Annotated in this window: 9 protein-coding genes and 1 pseudogene; 4 read left to right on the plus strand and 6 right to left on the minus strand. The window is 57.5% G+C overall.

The genetic code is table 11. From position 1 onward, the window contains the following. Positions 1-25 precede the first annotated feature (25 nt). From ABIG06_RS16520 to tnpA, 6 genes are all read right to left on the minus strand, one after another. Positions 26-1039, minus strand: a complete 1014-nt coding sequence (locus tag ABIG06_RS16520; RefSeq protein WP_124163221.1) for a hypothetical protein — start codon at positions 1037-1039, stop codon at positions 26-28. Continuing rightward, positions 1039-2010: a DGQHR domain-containing protein gene (locus tag ABIG06_RS16525; RefSeq protein WP_124163220.1), complete on the minus strand. Its 972-nt coding sequence runs from the start codon at positions 2008-2010 to the stop codon at positions 1039-1041. The genes ABIG06_RS16520 and ABIG06_RS16525 overlap by 1 nt, the downstream gene beginning before the upstream one ends. Before the next feature lie 162 nt (positions 2011-2172). Then, the gene (locus ABIG06_RS16530; RefSeq protein WP_124163219.1) at positions 2173-3855 is read right to left on the minus strand and encodes a recombinase family protein; all 1683 of its coding nucleotides are present in this window, start codon (positions 3853-3855) and stop codon (positions 2173-2175) included. Between the two features lie 1495 nt (positions 3856-5350). Beyond that, entirely contained in the window at positions 5351-7000 is a 1650-nt protein-coding gene (gene tnpC / locus ABIG06_RS16535; protein WP_424578129.1) for an IS66 family transposase, read from the minus strand. Positions 7001-7044: 44 nt separating this feature from the next. After that, the gene (gene tnpB / locus ABIG06_RS16540) at positions 7045-7392 is read right to left on the minus strand and encodes an IS66 family insertion sequence element accessory protein TnpB (protein WP_424578130.1); all 348 of its coding nucleotides are present in this window, start codon (positions 7390-7392) and stop codon (positions 7045-7047) included. Continuing rightward, positions 7389-7790, minus strand: a complete 402-nt coding sequence (gene tnpA / locus ABIG06_RS16545) for an IS66-like element accessory protein TnpA (RefSeq protein ID WP_424578131.1) — start codon at positions 7788-7790, stop codon at positions 7389-7391. Before tnpA ends, tnpB begins: the two co-directional genes overlap by 4 nt. 870 nt (positions 7791-8660) lie before the next feature. Between tnpA and ABIG06_RS16550 the strand changes: the two genes are divergently transcribed. The 4 genes and pseudogenes from ABIG06_RS16550 (at position 8661) to ABIG06_RS16565 (ending at position 17952) form a co-directional block, all read left to right on the plus strand. Continuing rightward, on the plus strand, positions 8661-8969 hold the full coding sequence (locus ABIG06_RS16550; protein WP_124163218.1) for a hypothetical protein: 309 nt from the start codon (positions 8661-8663) through the stop codon (positions 8967-8969). 3452 nt (positions 8970-12421) lie between these two features. Beyond that, a complete protein-coding gene (gene panB / locus ABIG06_RS16555; protein ID WP_124163216.1) occupies positions 12422-13294 on the plus strand; it encodes a 3-methyl-2-oxobutanoate hydroxymethyltransferase in 873 nt (290 codons plus the stop codon). A 13-nt stretch (positions 13295-13307) separates the two neighbouring features. After that, positions 13308-14158: pseudogene (gene panC, locus ABIG06_RS16560) on the plus strand (pantoate--beta-alanine ligase). A gap of 692 nt (positions 14159-14850) precedes the next feature. Continuing rightward, complete coding sequence (locus ABIG06_RS16565; protein WP_124163214.1) at positions 14851-17952, plus strand: efflux RND transporter permease subunit; 3102 nt, start codon at positions 14851-14853, stop codon at positions 17950-17952. Positions 17953-18012: the final 60 nt, after the last annotated feature.

Consider the following 18012-nt stretch of genomic DNA (forward strand, 5'->3'; position numbering starts at 1 on the left):
TCAATGAGAGGCCGAAGCCCTTGGATCAGGCAAAAGGCCACTTAGGCTCGTTATACAAAGAAAATTGGCGGTTAAGAAATGTGCTGCGGGCATTTTGCCATCTAATGTCAAGACGCCTTCGCGCTATCACTTCGGAATGAAGTGTATGGCAGAGAGCATCGAGCACGATTGTCGTTTCAAGAAGAATTTTTGACGACAGGTTTAGGTCATCGACGACGGTCGAAGATTTTGAGATCGAGGAGATTGCGTCTTCTAGTCGTCCTAAGCTTGCGTCGAAGCTAGTGGGCGGATCAACCTTGACTGCTGCGAACGCCTTTATCTTGCCTGCGACGCGACCAGCGGAATAGCCTTCACCCGGCCTGTAGTTCACCGCATTCCTTAGGTCCGACGGCCATGCGCTTCCGAGAAAATCAAAAGCGGTCAAAAGCGCAAGGTAAAGGCGATCTTCGTCATCGCCGGAAATCGTGAGTTTTGCTAGTTTAGCGATTTCTTCGGCGACTAACTGCCAAACGAGATTGTGTACCCTGGTCTGGCTGGATTTCGTCAGCTTCACATCGGCATAGGCTAACGTGTTGGATGGCGAGCACTCCATGACAAACGCGCCTGCTCCGGGTGAGGGGGATGCCATCGCAGATAACGTATGAAGCGACTGAACTTGTGGCTTTTCCAAAAATACCGCGGTTCGCCCGAGCATGCGCGTTAGGCTAAGAGCGAGAAAAAACGCCCAATAGTAGAAAGTTACGCATACCCAACCGGTGCTAAACCAACGCCCTGAACCCAATTGGTTTCGCAGCGTAACCGAATGTTCCGCAGCGTGATCTAGGTAGAACGCTACTTCCGAATGAAGGGCAGCGGCTATCTCGACATGGGAAGCTGAAAGGAGGAACTCTCGGCGCGAGGTTGCAGCCGTAACGAAGGCTCCGGTTGATAGCCATTCCCGCACCGTCGTCGGTCTAGTTTTTAGTACTACCGTTCTCTCGGGCACAACCATCAGCGCTTGCTGCCGAAGGCTCTGCCAAGCAGGGCCTTGAGGAAGCATTAAAGCATCTCGTTGCTAATAGGCGTCTTAGCTCTCAACGTAGATTGCATCAGCTCTGTCATCGCCTTCTTGTCAAGGAGCGACTGCCCGCCCGAGCCCCGATAGCTCAAACGCGCAAGCGGTCTTATGATTTTGCGAATGGCTTCTGGCTTCGCGCTTTTCGAGGTGGAAATCGCGGTCTGAATGACTTGATCGAAGATGTTGAAAATCGCTTCGAAGAAAGTTGACCGGGTCAGGAGAGAGCTATCCTCCAGTTCCGCATCGAATGCGTTTAGATAATTTCGGATGAGCTTGTACCGCTGGTCGTCTCCTGTCTCGGACATCACACCTCCGGTTAAACTCGACCCGATTGCACGATTGAAGGTGACGCGGGAGATTTTTCCGGTCGCGCTCTTGGCAGGACTAAGCCGTCCAGCAAGTGGACTTTCAGCATCCCGATTTAGACGGTCAAAGATGCTTCTAAGGATTTGCTCTTTGTCGGACTCCAACTGAGCGATGTGCTTAATATCAAGCAGCAGCGCCGCTGGCACACCTCGCTGTGTTGTATTGATGTCCACAAATAGTTTTGCTTCCTCGGCGGGCGAAAGGTCCGAATAGATAGCAACAGGCACACGGTGCCGAACCCGACACTTGTGATAACCCCAAAGCCGGTGCTGTCCATCAAGAACTAAGAAAGCCTTCTTGATTGGCTCGAACGAAATAGATTTCGTTCGGCGCATGTATCGAAAAGCTGCACCCGTTTGGGCAGACAAAACGATGTTGCTTGGAATTGATCCGGAGCCATCGGCGAGATACTTAGCAATATCGTCGGCTCGTGCTTCATTGAGGGACCGCTGAAATCCAGTTAGCGGGTCGTCATCCCTTCTCGCGACAAAACAGCTAGGAAAAAGGTCGTCTACCGGAATGGTTGCAAAATAAAATCGATGCTTATTTTGATTGAGCAAAAGTCCGGGATAAGATTTGCGTGTCATTCAAGCCCCACAGCCAACCCCCGAGATCATACATCTCCTCTGGCCGGTGAATAGAAGTGATGCAACTTATCCGCGATCTTGTTCAGGGTGCTATGCAGCAGAAGAGTTCCAAAAGCACTCGGACCATCGTTAAGCAATTGAAGTAACTTGCTCAACCGAAGGCTAGGCCACGGAAACCATAAACTCAGCGGAAAGGTGTCGGGGGGAACGTAGGTAGCGCTCCCCCGCTACCACCTTTCCCCACACTCCCTTGACTCTGTTTGGATAGGCCTTTTCTCCGAGCGGGGCGTTTAGCCGGCCTGCTATCTCGACGGCTAAACCACCTGGGCGTTCCGGTTCGCGGAACACGGTGACCGTCTCGACCAAGTCTCTAATGGCTTCTGCGGCCTCTCCGTCGCCCGCACTGACACCTTTACCCAGTGCTTCTTCAAGCCGACCGAGTTGCTCCTCATATCGTTTGAGGATGGCCGGATGCAGCGCAATTTCGATCGGAGCGGGTGGTTCGCTTTGTAACTCCTCAGATATCCGCTTTCGTTCGGCATCTAAGGCAGTCGATCGCGGCCCGAGCACGGACGGATCGCCATGTCCCTTTGCGATCGCATCCACCAGTCGTTCGATTTCTCGACTCAACTGCCCTAGCTGCTGCTCAAGGCGGTGCCGCTTTGCCTGTGATGTAGCTAGGAGGCGCTTCCGCTCCTCCAGATACGTTCGTACGTATTCCGAAAAAACCGTCGGTGCACGCAGTTCGGCCCTGAGCCCGCTGAGGACCGCACTTTCGACCGCGTCTAAATAAAAGGTCTTGGCATCAGAACATGTGGCGCTCTCTTTCGCCGCAGAGCAGCGAATACGAATGCGGCCTGACTTGTGGCGTCCATTAGTTGCCATACCCGAACCGCATGAGCCGCACCGGAGCAGTCCGGATAGCATCCGACGAGGCCGACGTTGGTGGCTGGGGTGGATGTGACCGCGCTCTTCCTTGCGTTGCTGAGCAGCCGTGAATAGCTCTGGATTGACAATTGCAAGATGCGGCACTTCAGCCACCTGCCAGCCACTCTTCGGATTTGGTCGTGACAGGCGTTTTCCCGAGTCGGGGTCCTTCACCATCCTGACTTTGTTCCAGACAAGGCGCCCCACATAAAGTTCGTTTGGCAGAATGCCGGCGCGCCTCTCATGATTGCCATTGATTGTTGACGCATTCCAGCCTCGCCCCCGCGGAGGTGGTACGCCCTCGTTGTTGAGATCATGCGCGATTTCCCGAGGCGTACGACCGTCCACGTATTCCTGAAAGATGCGCCGGATCACTTGTGCCTCGGCCTCGACAACCACTCGTTCACCACTTCTTCCAGGTACCGCTGCGTATCCGTACGTCAGGCCCCCGCCAGCCAAACCTTGCTTGACCCGCCCCGCTTGGCCGCGACGCACTTTGTGCGCATTGTCCTCGCGATAAAGTTGTCCGACCAAGCCGCGAAGGCCCACCAGCACGGTGTTAACGACGCCCTCGTGGACCGCCCGGATCTCGATCCCGAGAAATGACAGCCGCTTATGAATGCCAGCCAGATCTTCCATGTCGCGAGAGAGGCGATCGAGCGCTTCGACGATCACCACGTCAAAGGATCTCTCCCGCGCTTGGTCCAACATCCGTAGAAGGCCTTCGCGGCCCATGACAGACCCGCCCGAACGAGCCCGATCTTCATGGGTACTGACAACAATTAATCCTTCGCGCTCGGCATAGCTCTGACAAAGTGAAAGCTGATCCTCAATCGATCGCTCGTTCTGAAGATCGGTTGAGAATCGAGCATAGATCGTCGCTCTTTTCCCCGCTTCGCTCGATGAGCTGTCTTTCATGATCTTCCCTCGCGGCCACACGGGCAAGTACTCGCGCGAGGCGTAAGATCGCCCTATCTGGATTCGCCTGCAAGGAAAATTTGCGATCGGCTTCCCGCACGATCGAACCTCTAGGCAATCGCGCAGCTCAACGAGGTGCACGCACCTACGCTGGCGTCAGTCGACAAGACGACGTGGGGGGAACTGATCATCTCGAGCATCCTGCTCGGATGATGACTAAGTGCAACGGCCGCTATGAACTCGTCGTGAAATTGGATGCCTAGGCGAAGAAAAGGACAAGGAGCGAACGGCTTTGCGTGCATGGAATTGATACTGCTGGGAAGCGCACAACCTCTCCCATCTAGCGAATACCGAAGTGGAAACTCCGGGCCTGGCCAAAGGACTCTATTCCAGCTGTCGAATTCGCCACCAGTTCGGCCTGATTGGAGCCGTTAGCTAGACCGTGGGCGAGGAGGCGGTGGATGGTTCAATCGTCCTTAGGCAGGTCTACCCAGCGAGCGGAAATAGCCTTCGCGGTTCTCGCAACCATCAGACAGACTGCTATGGCTCGACCTATGGCCTGGATATTGCATCTTTGACGAAATCGATGCGCTTCGCTGGCGCACGACCCTCGTGCGCATGTTGCTGCGACTCCTGATGGCTAACGTCGTGTGACGGGGAGCCTACCCATCAAATCTGTCAGCTGCCATGTGGAACCGGTTTCGAAGATCCATTTAGAAAGACTCTCATACGGCATTGGCGCAACCGCAATAAGCATATGGCCAGGTACGATCGTCTGCCGAATTTTGTCTCAGATGAAGGACGCGCATACGTAGCGAATTCTGCGAAATGCCTTCAGGTTCTGACATTTTGATATTCCCGTGAGATGGCCGGTGTTTTCACGCGCGCTCCAATGATGCGGGGTCGGGAATCAGATGCGTTGCTACGGTGCACAAGCCAGAAGCTCATAATTGCTCCCTCGCGATAAGCGGCTTCAGGATTGGGCGCGGGGGGCAGGAGTGGTCGGCACAACGCTTCAGTTTCTCCCATGTAAGACAGCTCAACCTACCAAATCTGGCAGGTGCCTTGCGGGACGTCTCGACGATAGAAGGCAGGGCGCCCTCGGGGCAGCCGCCCCAAGGGTGCGAGGCGGCAGCGTTGCAGTACCGCGACGCTGGCGAGCGAAGTTAGTGGCGCACGTGATAGGGACAGCGCTTTCCAAGGGCCTCTCCGACGAGCGCCGAGTCACACGTCATTTAACTCCGCTGGCAGCGCGGAGTTGGTAGTTTCAGAGCTTTGAACAGCGCGGACGCCCGGCCCGCGCTGCCTCCCCTCTAATTCTAGACCTTCTGGGCCTCGGAATACTTCGACACACTAACGGGTGAGCCATGCCCGATCCTGCTCGTCGATTGCAGTTAGCCAGAACCTTGAGATGCTTTGTAGGCATACGATGAAGACCGCCCGATTGCCGCGTGCGCGCGGGCCCGGCGAGCTCTATGATGGCGTTGCGTGAAGGTCAGGCGGCCTGTTGACCGGCGGGGTTGCCGGCTTGGCCCAGCTTCCATTCCCAGGGCAGCAGTTCGTGCAGACGCGATGTGGGAAGGTCGGCGATACGGGCTAGGACGTCGGCGAGCCAGGCCTTGGGATCGACCTCGTTGAGGCGACAGGTCGTGATCATCGTCAGCATGATGGCGGCACGGTCGGCGCCGCGCTGGCTGCCGGCGAAGGTCCAGTTCCGCCGTCCCAAGGCGATGCCTCTCAATGCGCGCTCGGCACAATTATTGGTCAAGCAGATCCTACCATCGTCGAGGAAGCGGGCGAAGTCGCCCCAGCGCCTGAGCATGTAATTCATAGGCTTCAGGACCTCGGAGGAGCGCGAGAGGGTTTCGCGCTCACGCAGCAACCAGACGTGCATGTCCTCGAGAAGCGGCTTGCTCTGTTCCTGGCGCACGGCACGCCGCTCCTCGGCGCCGCGGCCGTTGATGGCGCGCTCGATCTCGAACAATGCATCCAGGCGTCTGACCGCCTCCAGTGCGATCGGAGAGACCGGTTTGCCCTTCTTACCTTGCCGAGCATTTTTCTCGATGTCGGCCAGGTCGAAGAAGCCCCGTCGTGCATGGGCATAGCAAAACGCCGGCGTAATCGGCCGCGCCTTCTTCTGCGGATCGAACAGCGGCTCGAACCCGCTGTAGCAATCGGCTTGCAGGATACCGGCGAAGGCGGCCAGATGCTTCTGGGGATGCTCGCCTCGTCGGTCGCTCGAGGCGTAATAGACCGCAGCCGGCGGCGCGGGCCCGGCGAAGGGCCGGTCATCTCGCACATAAGTCCAGATCCGTCCGGTGGTACACTTGCCCTTCGCCAGGATACGGATGGTGGTGTCATCGCCATGAAGGCGCTCGGCCGCGAGCACATGGCGTTCGATCAAATGGAAGAGCGGCATGACGGCGAAGGTGCCGTGGCCGACCTGGTCGGCCAGGGTCGACAACGACAGGTCGATCCCCTCGGCCTTGAAGCGCGCACTCTGGCGGTTGAGCGGGATATGCATGCCGAACTTGTCGAACAGGATCGTCGCCAGCAATTGTGGGCCAATGAAGCCGCGCGGCGTGGCATGGAACGGCGCGGGCGGCTGGCTGATCTTCTCGCAATCGCGGCAGGTGAACTTCTCCCGTACCGTCTCGATCAACTTGAAGCGGCGTGGGATCTCCTCCAGCGTCTTGGTCACATCCTCGCCGATCTTCGCCAGCCGCGATCCACCGCAGCAGGCGCAGCTCGTTGGAGCCTCCATGACGACGCGCTCGCGTTCGATGTCATCCGGCCATGGCTTGCGCACCGGCCGCTTGCGCGTGAAGGAACGGACGTTCTGCGTCTTTGCTGCTGCAGCCTGCGCGGCAAGCTCATCTTCGCTCGCTGTGGTAACGAGTTCCTCGAGCTCCAGCTCCAACTGCTCGAGCAGCCGTGCCGTGCGCTCGGAGCGCGGCCCGTACAGTTCGCGCTTGAGCTTCTCGATCCGCAGCTCCAGATGCGCGATCAGCGCCTCGTTGTCCGACAGCTCCGCCCGCACACTGGCAGCCACCGCCTCGGCGTGTAGCCGCGCCTCACGCTCGGCCTGCAGCGCCGCCAGGGCACTCGCAAGGTCCGATGGAAGATCGTCCGGCTTCGACATCATGAAGCCAGTGAATCAGATCAAGCCGCAGATTCAAACATAAAACGCTATCCGATCCGCGTTGGACGCTGGGTTTCTTGTGGGTTGCGCCAATCGATCCCTGACAACAGATAGCTCAACTGCGCCGGCGAGATCGTGACTGATTCACCGGCAACCGATGGCCAGATGAACCTTCCTCTCTCAAGTCTTTTGGTAAACAGGCATGCTCCCTGGCCATCGTGCCAGATCATCTTCACAAGATCGCTGCGGCGACCACGGAAGACGAACAGATGACCGTTGAGCGGGTCTTTGTGCAGCACCTCCTGCACCTGGAGTGCCAACGACGGAAAGCCTCTGCGCATATCGGTGTAGCCTGTCGCGAGCCACACTCGCGCGCTGGTCGGAACCGGGATCATCGGCGCACCAGGGCATCGACAACGCGACGCAGCGCGTCTCCATCAACCTCGCCATCGACCCGGATGCGGTGTCCGCTACCCAGATCAATCTCGATGATGCCCTGGCTCCTCCGTCGACGCGCCGGCGCCGTCGTCAACGGCACTTCGGTCAGGTCCCGCGGCGGCACAGACGGTCCGATCTCGACTGGCACGAACGGCGCCATACTCGTCTCACCGCGCTTGCAAAACTCTTTGCGCCACCTGAACAGCTGGCTCACATGAAGGCCGGCCATGCGAGCCACCTCGGAAACAGTGGCTCCGGGCGCGAGCGATGCGGCAACTAGTCGTTCCTTCTCATCTCGCGACCACCGCCGCCGCCGCTCGACGGATGTGATCACCTCTGCCCGCGAAATCGTCATAGCGCTTCTCCTAGGATTACCCCTAGGACCTGCAGCGCTCGCCTCCCTCAAACAAGGCGGCTGTCAACGGAGGCGTACGATGCTTTCGCGATCTGCTGCATAGCGGACGGACACGTTCCTTGGCAAGCGTCAGCATGAGTCGAGGCGGCTGCCCATGCCGGAGCGCCGCTGAGATCGCTTTTGTCACCATGGACGGTTTCTCTGATCTCGATCAGCGACGTCTTTTGCGCCCTCTTAGATCCGATAGGTCATAGCTTCCTTGACCTCGCTTAAGCTGCAGAGGAGGCCCAATGCTGGTGCGCCAAACGCCGCCCATTGCGGTTCGGCAGGCGAGGAATCTTTGCCGCGCGTACTAGATATCGCAGATGAGTCGAGATTTTTGGCGAGAGCGAAGAGGCAAACGCGCAAATCAGATGGTCTACCTGAGCATTGCGCAGCTACAAGGTCCTTTCCGATCGTCCTCGCCGAACAGATCATGGCAGGTCGCTCGACGACGGCGGCAGCACTTCTCTTCCGCGCGTATTTTCGCAGCCGATCCCGCACATTCACGCTTTCCAATGTTGCGAGTTGTTCCGCCGTGTCTCGGCGAAGCAAAATGGTGGCATGCCGTTGACGAACCGGCAGACGCGAATTTCAAAGCTATGCTGAGCACAGATAACATCAACGCTGATCGCCTCGCAGCCTCACAGGTTGAGGCCGCGCGAATTCTCGGGGTCCATCGCGAAGGATCCTGCGGGAATTCGGAGCCACGCGCTGACTGAAAGGCGCGACTGCATTGCGGCACGCATAGCCCGTCATGGCGTTGCTCGTGTGGTTTCATCTTTGGGAACGGGAACCCGTTTGGTCGCTCGCGAGAGAAGGAATTGACCGATGCTTAGTGAAAGAAAAGCATGCAGACGCTTGCGCCTCTCTAAAAAATCAAAGGCTCTGCCTGACATCGAGCTGTTCGCCGCGAACTTCATCGCGCAACTGCGCTCCATAAACAGCAGGAAGCCTGCCGCAGACGCTAGCCCGAGGGACAAACGCCTCGAAGCGAACGCTCGCCGCCGGAAGCCGTGGTTGCCACACCTTGGTCTCTCGCAAAGCAAGGGGCGCGTAGAGGCGCTGGGCAACGAGAAGCTCGCCAGAATGGCGAACAGCGCCGGGAGCTATATCGGCCCGACAAAGGCCGCGGCGTAGTGAGGGAGCTCCAGTGCTTATCCGCAGAGACGCTCTGGATAACGGCGTTACGGAGCGGCCGATACCGCCGAACCCGGCGCGAAGCGTGCTGCCTTCATGCAAGGTGGTTCAACGTGGTGTGCTTGCCCATTTGCGCCGCCGTGCTGTGCATGACTACCAATGCTGGTAGGTCACCCGAGGCCGCTCTCTCGCTAAAGTCCCACTGTACCCTGAGGCGGCGGGCCTCACGGGAAAGCCGGGCGGGTTAGCCTTGTGATCCCCGAGGCTGACTAGCGTTCCGGCGAAGCGGATGCGGCAGATAGCGCATTTATCCACCTCCCCGGTGGACATCGGCGCCGAGTCGCATCCGCGCTGCTTTCTCTCGAACTCGCTAATTGCGTCTAGTTTTCGCGCATTACTGGGAGATAGGCTGATCGAGCTCATTAAGCATTTTGACGAATCGGAGCCCAATCGTCCTCCCCACGCGAACCCAGCGTGGAGCACGAGCCGGTAAGCGGCGCGACGTATTCAAATTCGAGAGCAACTGATGCGCAATCCGAATGGCCAATCCTGCATGGTCGAAGAGCCCACGAGCCAGGGGGCGTGAGGTCATACGGCCGATCAGTCATCAAACGTGCAGTGGATTGGCTGAGTGTCAATCCGGCGCGTAGTCTCAATGCGGGTGCCGCTGATCGCAAGCGCGCCGAATGACTGTTATCTGAGGCGTAAACGGCGATATCGCTGCCAACGGCAAGCGGCCCGCCCACATGGGTCGCCTTTCGTTTTGTAAATTGTGCAGGTCTGTCAGCTTTCGGTAAGCCAGCCCCGATAAAGAATCGTTGGGTTTAACGGGGGCGTGGCGGGGACAGCGCATGAGCTGAAGGACCACCATGTGCCGAGTCACGCTTCCGTTAAGCTCATTGCACTGCGGATGCGGCAGGATAGTGCCTCATGATGCCCCAGGCGCCGAGCGCGCCCGCAATGCTTCCAACTCGCGGGTTAGTTCTCCTTCTGCCGATTTTGCTCGTTCTGCAAGCAATCAGCTTCTTGCGCCGCTTGAAGCTCAGTTTGGAGCAGTTAGCTGGGTGGCAGGGAAAGCGCTCCCCCTGTGTATGCGTCGGGGAAAAGCGCTGATTGAAGTTCTGCTAAGTTCAACTGGCAGTGCGGGCGGGGTAGGGACAGCGTCTGCTCCAGCGCAACCAAGCGGCGCCGAGTCGCGCCCGCACTGCTTCCGATCAATCTTCGCCAACACTCAGGAAGGGAAAGGAGATTGCCTGGCTAAATCCAGTCCGCTGTTGTCTTGATGCAATTGTGTCTGCCGTGTGTGGCGACGACGATGCCGACAGCGTCGTCCGATTCTTCAACGCGGTGCTCCCCGTCGCGGCTTTCAAGGTCTCGGATAATCTTCTCAATGGACTGATTCTATCGCGCTTCGTCTGGACTTACTCTGCCAACATTCTTGCGCCTCTCATGTGCGTTTGGCCTGTCATTGTTTTTTATGCACGGTTTTCTAGGAACGCCCACGTGTCGGGTCATGCTGGTGTCTCCAATTGGTTCAAGGTAAAGACCCAGCTTAAAGAATCGCCGATGAGATGGGACCGATCTATTTTGGTAGGTGCCCTTCGTTGCTTCTCGAAGATATAACTAGGTCGCCCTTGAGAATTTGAGCCTCATGGGAGCAAAGGTGGCCAGCCCCAGTCTTTGTGACCGGGTTGGCCACCAGCGCTTGCGACACCATGCCCATAGGGCAGCTACAGGGCAAAAATGCACATATTCGAGCAGCATATCACGTCCCTGCGGTCGCAAGCGCTTGCGGTGCTTGTAGCCAATCAGGTCCGTGCCGCCGATAAGTCTCTGGGACTATCAGATCGCAAGCTCGCCACATTGAACATGGATGAAGTTCAGGCAATGCTAGCCATACTCGATTGCATAAAACCCGACCTGCGGCCGAAGGAAGCACGGCAGATCGCTGCGCGCATACGCGCGCTTTTAGAGGGGGCGCATGGGTGTCAGCCGGTTCGGGTAGCATGTCTGTGAGACCACTAGTGTGAGCTTTCGGTAAGTGGTCCAACCTCTCGTGAACGAGGAAGCTGAACTTGGCGAAGCTTTAGCCCGCTCGTGGAGGATCGATAGGCACCCATAAGGACGCGGCTCTGACGCCGAAAGATCGGGAAGCCATGGTGCCGAGGGGGGTCGTAGTGGCCTGACAAAGGCCAGCCGCGCTGCAATTCAATAGCTCGGCCAAGACCGTCACCAAGTGGGTCAAGCGTTCCGCAGGGGCAGGCGTCGATGGAGCGTGATCGCTCTACAAGGCTCTTTCAACGCCAAGCTCTGCCTGCCACACGCGCCGAATTCGGAGTGCGACGGCCGCGCCACGCCGATTGCGCGGCTTGACCCGGCCGAGCCGGTGCGGCGCTATGGACGTGAACGTCCCGGTGAGCTGACACGTCGCTATCAAAAAGATGGGCAAGTCCAACCGTGTAGACCATCGATCAATGGTGGTCGGACTCGAAAGAGCAGCCTCCGGGTACGCGGCGAAGAACCTGGCCGGGATTATGTTGACGTCTGAACGAGGATGCCTCCCGAAATACGTTCAGCGAGGCGAAGCGAGTGGCAGGGCTGCGCCGCGGCCCTCCTCAAGGCGGCGACGCCACAAGCATCGGCGTCAAGGTCAGCAGGTCACGACCGACAACGGACCCTGCTACGAACCTCTGCTTCCCGCAAAGCGTGCGAACGCCTGGGCCTCGAGCAAATCGGCACCAAGCTTCATAGGGGCTCTTTAGCGATCGAGATCTGCTGCTGCGCTGGCTTGGAAACACGATCTTAGTCACGCCGCAGTATTGCGTCACCTCGGCGGACCTCAAGGAATTCTACACTGCACATCGTCGATCCAGCCGATGAGCTGCTCTAGACCGGACCGGATAGGTCGCCGACCGCGGCAGCCGGTCGGCGAATCGGCGGAGGCCGACCCACGCCCGCATACCCAACAGACAACCCAAGTAAGTCTCCCGGCGATGATGGCGCAACCAAAGGGATTTTCATCCATCCGCGGGCCATTTTTGAGCCGTCGATTTCTTTTTCTCTTCCGCAAGTTGACAATTTTCCTCCACGCTCCGTAAGGAAGTACCGTGTGTGCGGAAGGCTGAACGTTCTTCAAATGAGAACAGTATACGCTGCTAAGCATTTCTCAGCGTAGGCGCTCGCGTTGCTGTGCTCTCAACGCTGCTGTTGCGCGGATCTGCCAATCCCGTGACCAACTCATTGTTTGCTGTTCTCCTTCTTGGATGAGCAGCAAATTAGTTGAGTTGAAGCGGAAGAGGTTCACTTGCGTTTCGCAGCAACCAGACTACTGATCGCCCGGCATATTCGATCATTTCGAACGGTGTGGGTAGCTATGACTTCCAAATCGTCGGCGAGTTAAGCGGAGTTCAAGCTTTGCCACATTCGCACCGCAAAATCGAACTGAGGTCCAAATGAGCCACGTTTCCGAGCAGCCGATCGATCGCATCACAATTCCCATGCTGCAGCAGTGGAAGCAGGACGCTCGGCGTCTCGTCATGACGACTGCCTACGACGCGGTTGCGGCGCGTATCGCGGATCCGTCCGTCGACATCATTCTCGTCGGCGACAGTGTGGGTAACGTTTGCCTTGGATTCGAAAATACGCTTCCAGTGAGCGTTGCGATGATGAACCATCATCTGGAAGCCGTGGTACGCAGCAAGCCTCGTGCTTTACTTGTCGCCGATATGCCATTTCTTAGCTTCCACGTCAGCGTCGAGGAAACCATACGCAATGCCGGCGGATTCCTGCAGCGAGGCGCAGCTGCGGTGAAACTCGAGGGCGGTGGCAAGAGAATCGAGATGGTACGGGCCCTCGTCGATTGCGAGATTCCTGTGATGGGTCATCTCGGTCTTATGCCCCAGAGCGTCAACGTCATGGGGGGCTTTAAAGTGCAGGGTCGGACAGCGGATGAAGCGTTGCGTTTGCTCGATGACGCTCACCGTCTGCAGGAGGCCGGCTGTTTCGCTTTGGTATTGGAGGGCATTCCGGCCGAGCTTGCTGCTCGAGTAACCAAATCCTTGACAATACCGACGATCGGGATCGGCGCCGGCCCGGACTGTTCAGGCCAGGTACTCGTGTTTCACGACGTGCTGGGCCTCACTGGAGGTCATCGCCCCAAATTCGTTCGCGCCTATGCAGAAGGCTTTCAGCAGTTGCATGATGCGCTTTCGCGCTGGGCCGCGGATGTCCGCGGTGGTGCATTCCCGGGACCGCAAGAGTCCTATAGGCTTCCCGAAGGCGTCGAAGAAGCAATTACCAACTGGGCGCCCTCCAACCCAACTTGATATAGAGCTCCACATGCAAACAATCACGAGGGTCGCTGAACTTCGCCGTACTCTCGCAAAATCCCGCGGTGCCGATCAACGGGTCGGATTGGTGCCGACAATGGGCTATCTCCACGATGGCCACTTGGCGCTGATCGCGGCGAGCCAGGCGCAATGCGACGTCACCGTCGTCAGCATCTTCGTCAACCCCACTCAGTTCGGACCAAACGAGGATCTCAGTAGCTATCCGCGCGACTTTTTACGTGATGAGGGACTGTGCCGTGATGGCGGTGTTGCGATCCTCTTCGCGCCGGATACACAGGAGGTCTATACGAGCCATTTCGAAACCTTCGTTGAACCGGGCGACCTCGCCAAACCTCTGTGCGGAGTCTTCAGGCCTGGACATTTTCGCGGTGTCGCGACCGTCGTATGCAAGTTGTTCAACATGGTGCAGCCCGATGTCGCGTTTTTTGGGCAGAAGGATTTTCAGCAATGCGCAGTCGTGCGTCGCATGGTAATTGATCTCAATCTCCCGATCGAGATGGTCACTGTACGAACCGTTCGCGAACAGGATGGGCTCGCAATGAGCAGTCGCAACCGCTATCTGAGCAAAGAAGAGCGTCAGCGGGCCCTTGCGATCAATCGTGGACTATCCGCGGCGCTCGACGAATTTCGCTCGGGAGAGCGCAACGTAGAAAAGCGATTGCGGTCGCCAAGGGGCATTTAGAGGCGGTTGACAGACTGCAGTATCTTGAACTTGTCGACGGTGACACGCTCAAAACTGCCGATAGTCCACTGCGGCGCCCCGCGGCGCTTTGTGCGGCAGCCTACGTTGGCTCAACGCGGCTGATCGACAACGTCCTACTGGGGTTGCCAACTCGGTAGCGCAATGCGTGGCTAAACGGTTCGCAGCATATTGAGCGGCAAGAAATGCTCAAAGCATCTCCGAAAGGCGCGTCGAGCTGGTAGCGGAGGGCCGACTCCGAGGCGATCTTGTTCAGCGACTTAGCGAAGCGATAGGTAGCAGGTGCGTACGGAATATTGTGGGACCTAAACTTTGTGTCCGGCAACATCACGAGTTTTGCTCTACGGCGATCAGCGATCAATTCGACAAACCTTGGTATAGTGCTTTACAGCCCAGACTATATCACCCATTTACCTTTGTAGAGTTGAGCACCCGTCAGGTCGTCTGTACTTTCGACGTCGAACCTCGATCATTTGGTCTGCGGGTCAGTGCGAAACCTGAGCTGCTGCCTCGCTATAATTCGTTGAGTGCCAATCAGGTGTTGCGACGAGTCTTGAGTCCGGACCTTCGGCCGATTGCACTTAAGAAGACGAGGGGCTTTATAGCAGGTGCCCATCACTGAGATGGGGATCAGCCATCAGAGCGCATTCACTCGAGCGACGAACATGGAAGCGAAGGATAGGGCGTCCGCATCCGCGAGCACGTGAGATCTTAGAGTAGCCGATAGCGCGTCCCTCATACCGGGGGCTCTAGCACAGCCGCAGCATTGGTGATCATTGCCGCTTTATAAGTTGCGGCGAATTTGCATCCCACTCTTGAAACATGAGTCGATATGGCATTTACCGAGCTTTTCATCAAACGTCCGGTATTATCTATCGTCGTCAGTTCCTTGATCTTGCTGATCGGCTTGCGCGCGGCCACCGTACTGCCGATCCGGCAATATCCCAAGCTATCTAATACGGTCGTCAATATTACGACTTCCTATCCTGGCGCTTCGGCCGACATGATCCAGGGGTTCATCACCTCTCCCCTGGAGCAGGCAGTCGCGTCCGCCGAGGGCGTTGACTACATTAGTTCCTCGTCTGTGCTTGGTGCTTCGACCATCAAAGTCTACATCAAGCTCAATTTCGATCCCAACGAAGCGCTCACGGAGGTGCTCTCCAAGGTCAACTCAGTCAAATACCTGATCCCGAAGGAATCAAACGATCCAGTCGTCACGAAGTCGACGGGTCAGAAGACTGCTGTCATGTACATCGCCTTCTCCAGCGAGGAACTGGCGGCAAGTGCGATCTCCGACTATCTCTCACGCGTCGTGCAACCGGTTATTTCAACGGTCGACGGCGTTGCTGCGGCAGACATTCTGGGCGGCCAGAGTTTTGCGATGCGGCTATGGCTCGATACTGCGAAAATGGCTGGGCACGGCGTGTCGCCGGCTGAAGTTTCGGCTGCAATCGCCGCTAACAACTTCCAGGCCGCGGCGGGCCAGATCAAGGGCCATTTCACTATCTCCGATGTCACGGCAAATACGGATCTGCGGAGTGTTGAAGATTTCAAGCGCATGATCGTGAAGGCCAATGACGGTGGCTTTGTGCGCATGGAGGACATTGCGGTAGTGGAGCTTGCCGCGCAGACTGCTGACATTAGTGTCGCGATGAACGGCGAGCACGCGGTCTTTGTCGGCGTGCAGGCGAGCCCGCAAGGAAATCCTCTAAACATAGCGCGAGGCGTTCGAGGGCTGTTTCCGGAAATCGAGCGTAACCTGCCGCCGTCACTGAGGATGAAAGTAGCCTACGACTCCACCAAATTTATTCAATCATCGATCGATGAAGTTGAGAAGACGCTCATTGAGGCCGTCGTGGTCGTTGTGCTAGTGATCTTCCTGTTCCTGGCCTCGCTGCGCTCGGTCATCATTCCTATTATCACTATTCCGTTGTCGCTCGTTGGTGTCTGCAGCATGATGCTGTTGCTGGGGTTTTCATTCAATCTCTTGACCCTCCTTGCAATGGTTCTCGCTATCGGTCTCGTAGTCGACGACGCGATTGTGGTGGTGGAGAACATTCACCGCCATTTAGAAGAAGGTGCAACGCCCCGAAAGGCTGCCACAGCGGGAGCGCGCGAGATCGTCGGCCCCGTTGTTTCCATGACGATTACTTTGGCTGCGGTATATGCCCCAATCGGATTTCTGGGCGGCCTCACCGGTGCGCTGTTCCGCGAGTTCGCGTTTACGCTAGCGGGAGCGGTGATCGTCTCGGGCGTGATCGCTTTGACGCTATCGCCGATGATGTGCTCGCTCCTCCTGAAGCGCGCCGAGGGGGGACGGTTTGCAAGATTTGTGAACCGTGGGTTCGGCGCCATGACACAGTGGTATGGCCGCAAGCTCGACCGCTCGCTTGACTATCGACCGGTTACGGGCCTGTTTGCGCTAACCATGCTTGGCCTCGTCGGCTTTCTCTATATGCACACTTCCAAAGAACTCGCCCCCGAGGAGGATCAAGGGATCGTATTCGCTTTAACGAAGGCGCCGAAATACGCCAATATCGACTACCTCGACTATTACGGCACCAAGCTCGAAAACGCGTTCCAGAAATTTCCAGAGACTGACTTGAGCTTCGTGCTCAATGGCGTTAGCGGCCAGCAGAGTGGCCTAGCCGGCATGTTGCTCAAGCCGTGGGACGAGCGCAAGCGATCATCGATTGTACTGAAGTCCCTTGTCCAGGCCGAGCTGTCAAAAATCGAAGGCATCAACGCGTTTGCCTTTAGCTTGCCTCCGCTTCCGGGCGGTTCGGACGGGCTACCAGTGCAGATGGTGATCAATTCGACCCTTGGCTTCCAATCCATCTACGAGCAGATGTCAAAGCTGAAGGATGCCGCGCGTAAGAGCGGCCTGTTCATGGTGAGCGACTCCGACCTCGAGTTCAACCAGCCGGTGGTACGAATCAAGGTTGATCGATCTAAGGCTAACGAGCTTGGCATCACCATGCAGACTATAGGCAATGCGCTTGCCACCTTGCTTGGGGGAAACTATGTCAACCGCTTCAATTTGCAGGGCCGCTCTTACCAGGTGATCCCGCAGGTTCCCCGAGGGGAACGCCTGGTGCCGCAGGCAATCGGGAGCTATTACGTAAAGACCGCGACCGGCTCAATGCTTCCGCTGTCTACCGTGGTCTCCGTCGAGACCGCCACCGATCCGAACGCGCTCACCCACTACAACCAGCTCAACTGCGCGACTTTTCAGGCCGTGCCGATGCCCGGCGTCACGATCGAACAGGCTGTGGATTTCCTGGAAGCCCAGGCGAAGAAACTGCCCGCAGGCTTCAGCCACGACTTCCTGGCCGACGCGCGCCAGTATGTGCAAGAGGGTAATCAACTCGCCATTACATTTGCATTTGCACTCATCATCATATTCTTGGTGCTTTCGGCGCAGTTCGAAAGTCTGCGCGATCCGCTCATCATCATGATCAGCGTGCCGATGGCAATGGTCGGCGCGTTGATTCCGCCATTCTTCGGCTGGGCGACCATGAACATCTACACCCAGATTGGACTGTTGACCCTTGTTGGGTTGATTTCTAAGCACGGCATCCTAATGGTTGAGTTCGCCAATGAGCTGCAGCTCAAGGAGAGATTTGACCGTCGCTCGGCTATAGAGTTGGCGGCACGCGTCCGATTGCGCCCAATCTTGATGACCACGGCGGCGATGGTCACGGGCTTCATACCCTTGTTGACTGCAACGGGAGCTGGCGCGGCGAGCCGCTTCTCGATCGGGCTCGTCCTCGCCGCCGGCATGTCTGTGGGCACTCTGATCACGCTATTCGTGCTTCCAGCGCTCTATGTCGCGATCGCGTCCGATCACCGTGGCGACGCGAGCGCCGACTGCGCGAACCTCGCCGAGCTCGACCTCACCGGCGCTGCTGATGCCGAGATGGCCAGGCAATGACACATCAAATCAATCCGGGTTTGCTCCGTGGGGCGCGCGAAGGAGCCTAGGACCGCTTCA

The sequence above is a fragment of the Bradyrhizobium sp. USDA 326 genome, assembly GCF_049739485.1.
In the GTDB taxonomy this organism is placed as follows: domain Bacteria; phylum Pseudomonadota; class Alphaproteobacteria; order Rhizobiales; family Xanthobacteraceae; genus Bradyrhizobium.

Bases quoted from the DNA above. Each gene is read 5' to 3' on its own strand.
- ABIG06_RS16520 (WP_124163221.1), bottom strand. From the start codon at position 1,039: ATGCTTCCTCAAGGCCCTGCTTGGCAGAGCCTTCGGCAGCAAGCGCTG.
- ABIG06_RS16525 (WP_124163220.1), bottom strand. From the start codon at position 2,010: ATGACACGCAAATCTTATCCCGGACTTTTGCTCAATCAAAATAAGCAT.
- ABIG06_RS16530 (WP_124163219.1), bottom strand. From the start codon at position 3,855: ATGAAAGACAGCTCATCGAGCGAAGCGGGGAAAAGAGCGACGATCTAT.
- tnpC (WP_424578129.1), bottom strand. From the start codon at position 7,000: ATGATGTCGAAGCCGGACGATCTTCCATCGGACCTTGCGAGTGCCCTG.
- tnpB (WP_424578130.1), bottom strand. From the start codon at position 7,392: ATGATCCCGGTTCCGACCAGCGCGCGAGTGTGGCTCGCGACAGGCTAC.
- tnpA (WP_424578131.1), bottom strand. From the start codon at position 7,790: ATGACGATTTCGCGGGCAGAGGTGATCACATCCGTCGAGCGGCGGCGG.
- ABIG06_RS16550 (WP_124163218.1), top strand. From the start codon at position 8,661: ATGCTTAGTGAAAGAAAAGCATGCAGACGCTTGCGCCTCTCTAAAAAA.
- panB (WP_124163216.1), top strand. From the start codon at position 12,422: ATGAGCCACGTTTCCGAGCAGCCGATCGATCGCATCACAATTCCCATG.
- ABIG06_RS16565 (WP_124163214.1), top strand. From the start codon at position 14,851: ATGGCATTTACCGAGCTTTTCATCAAACGTCCGGTATTATCTATCGTC.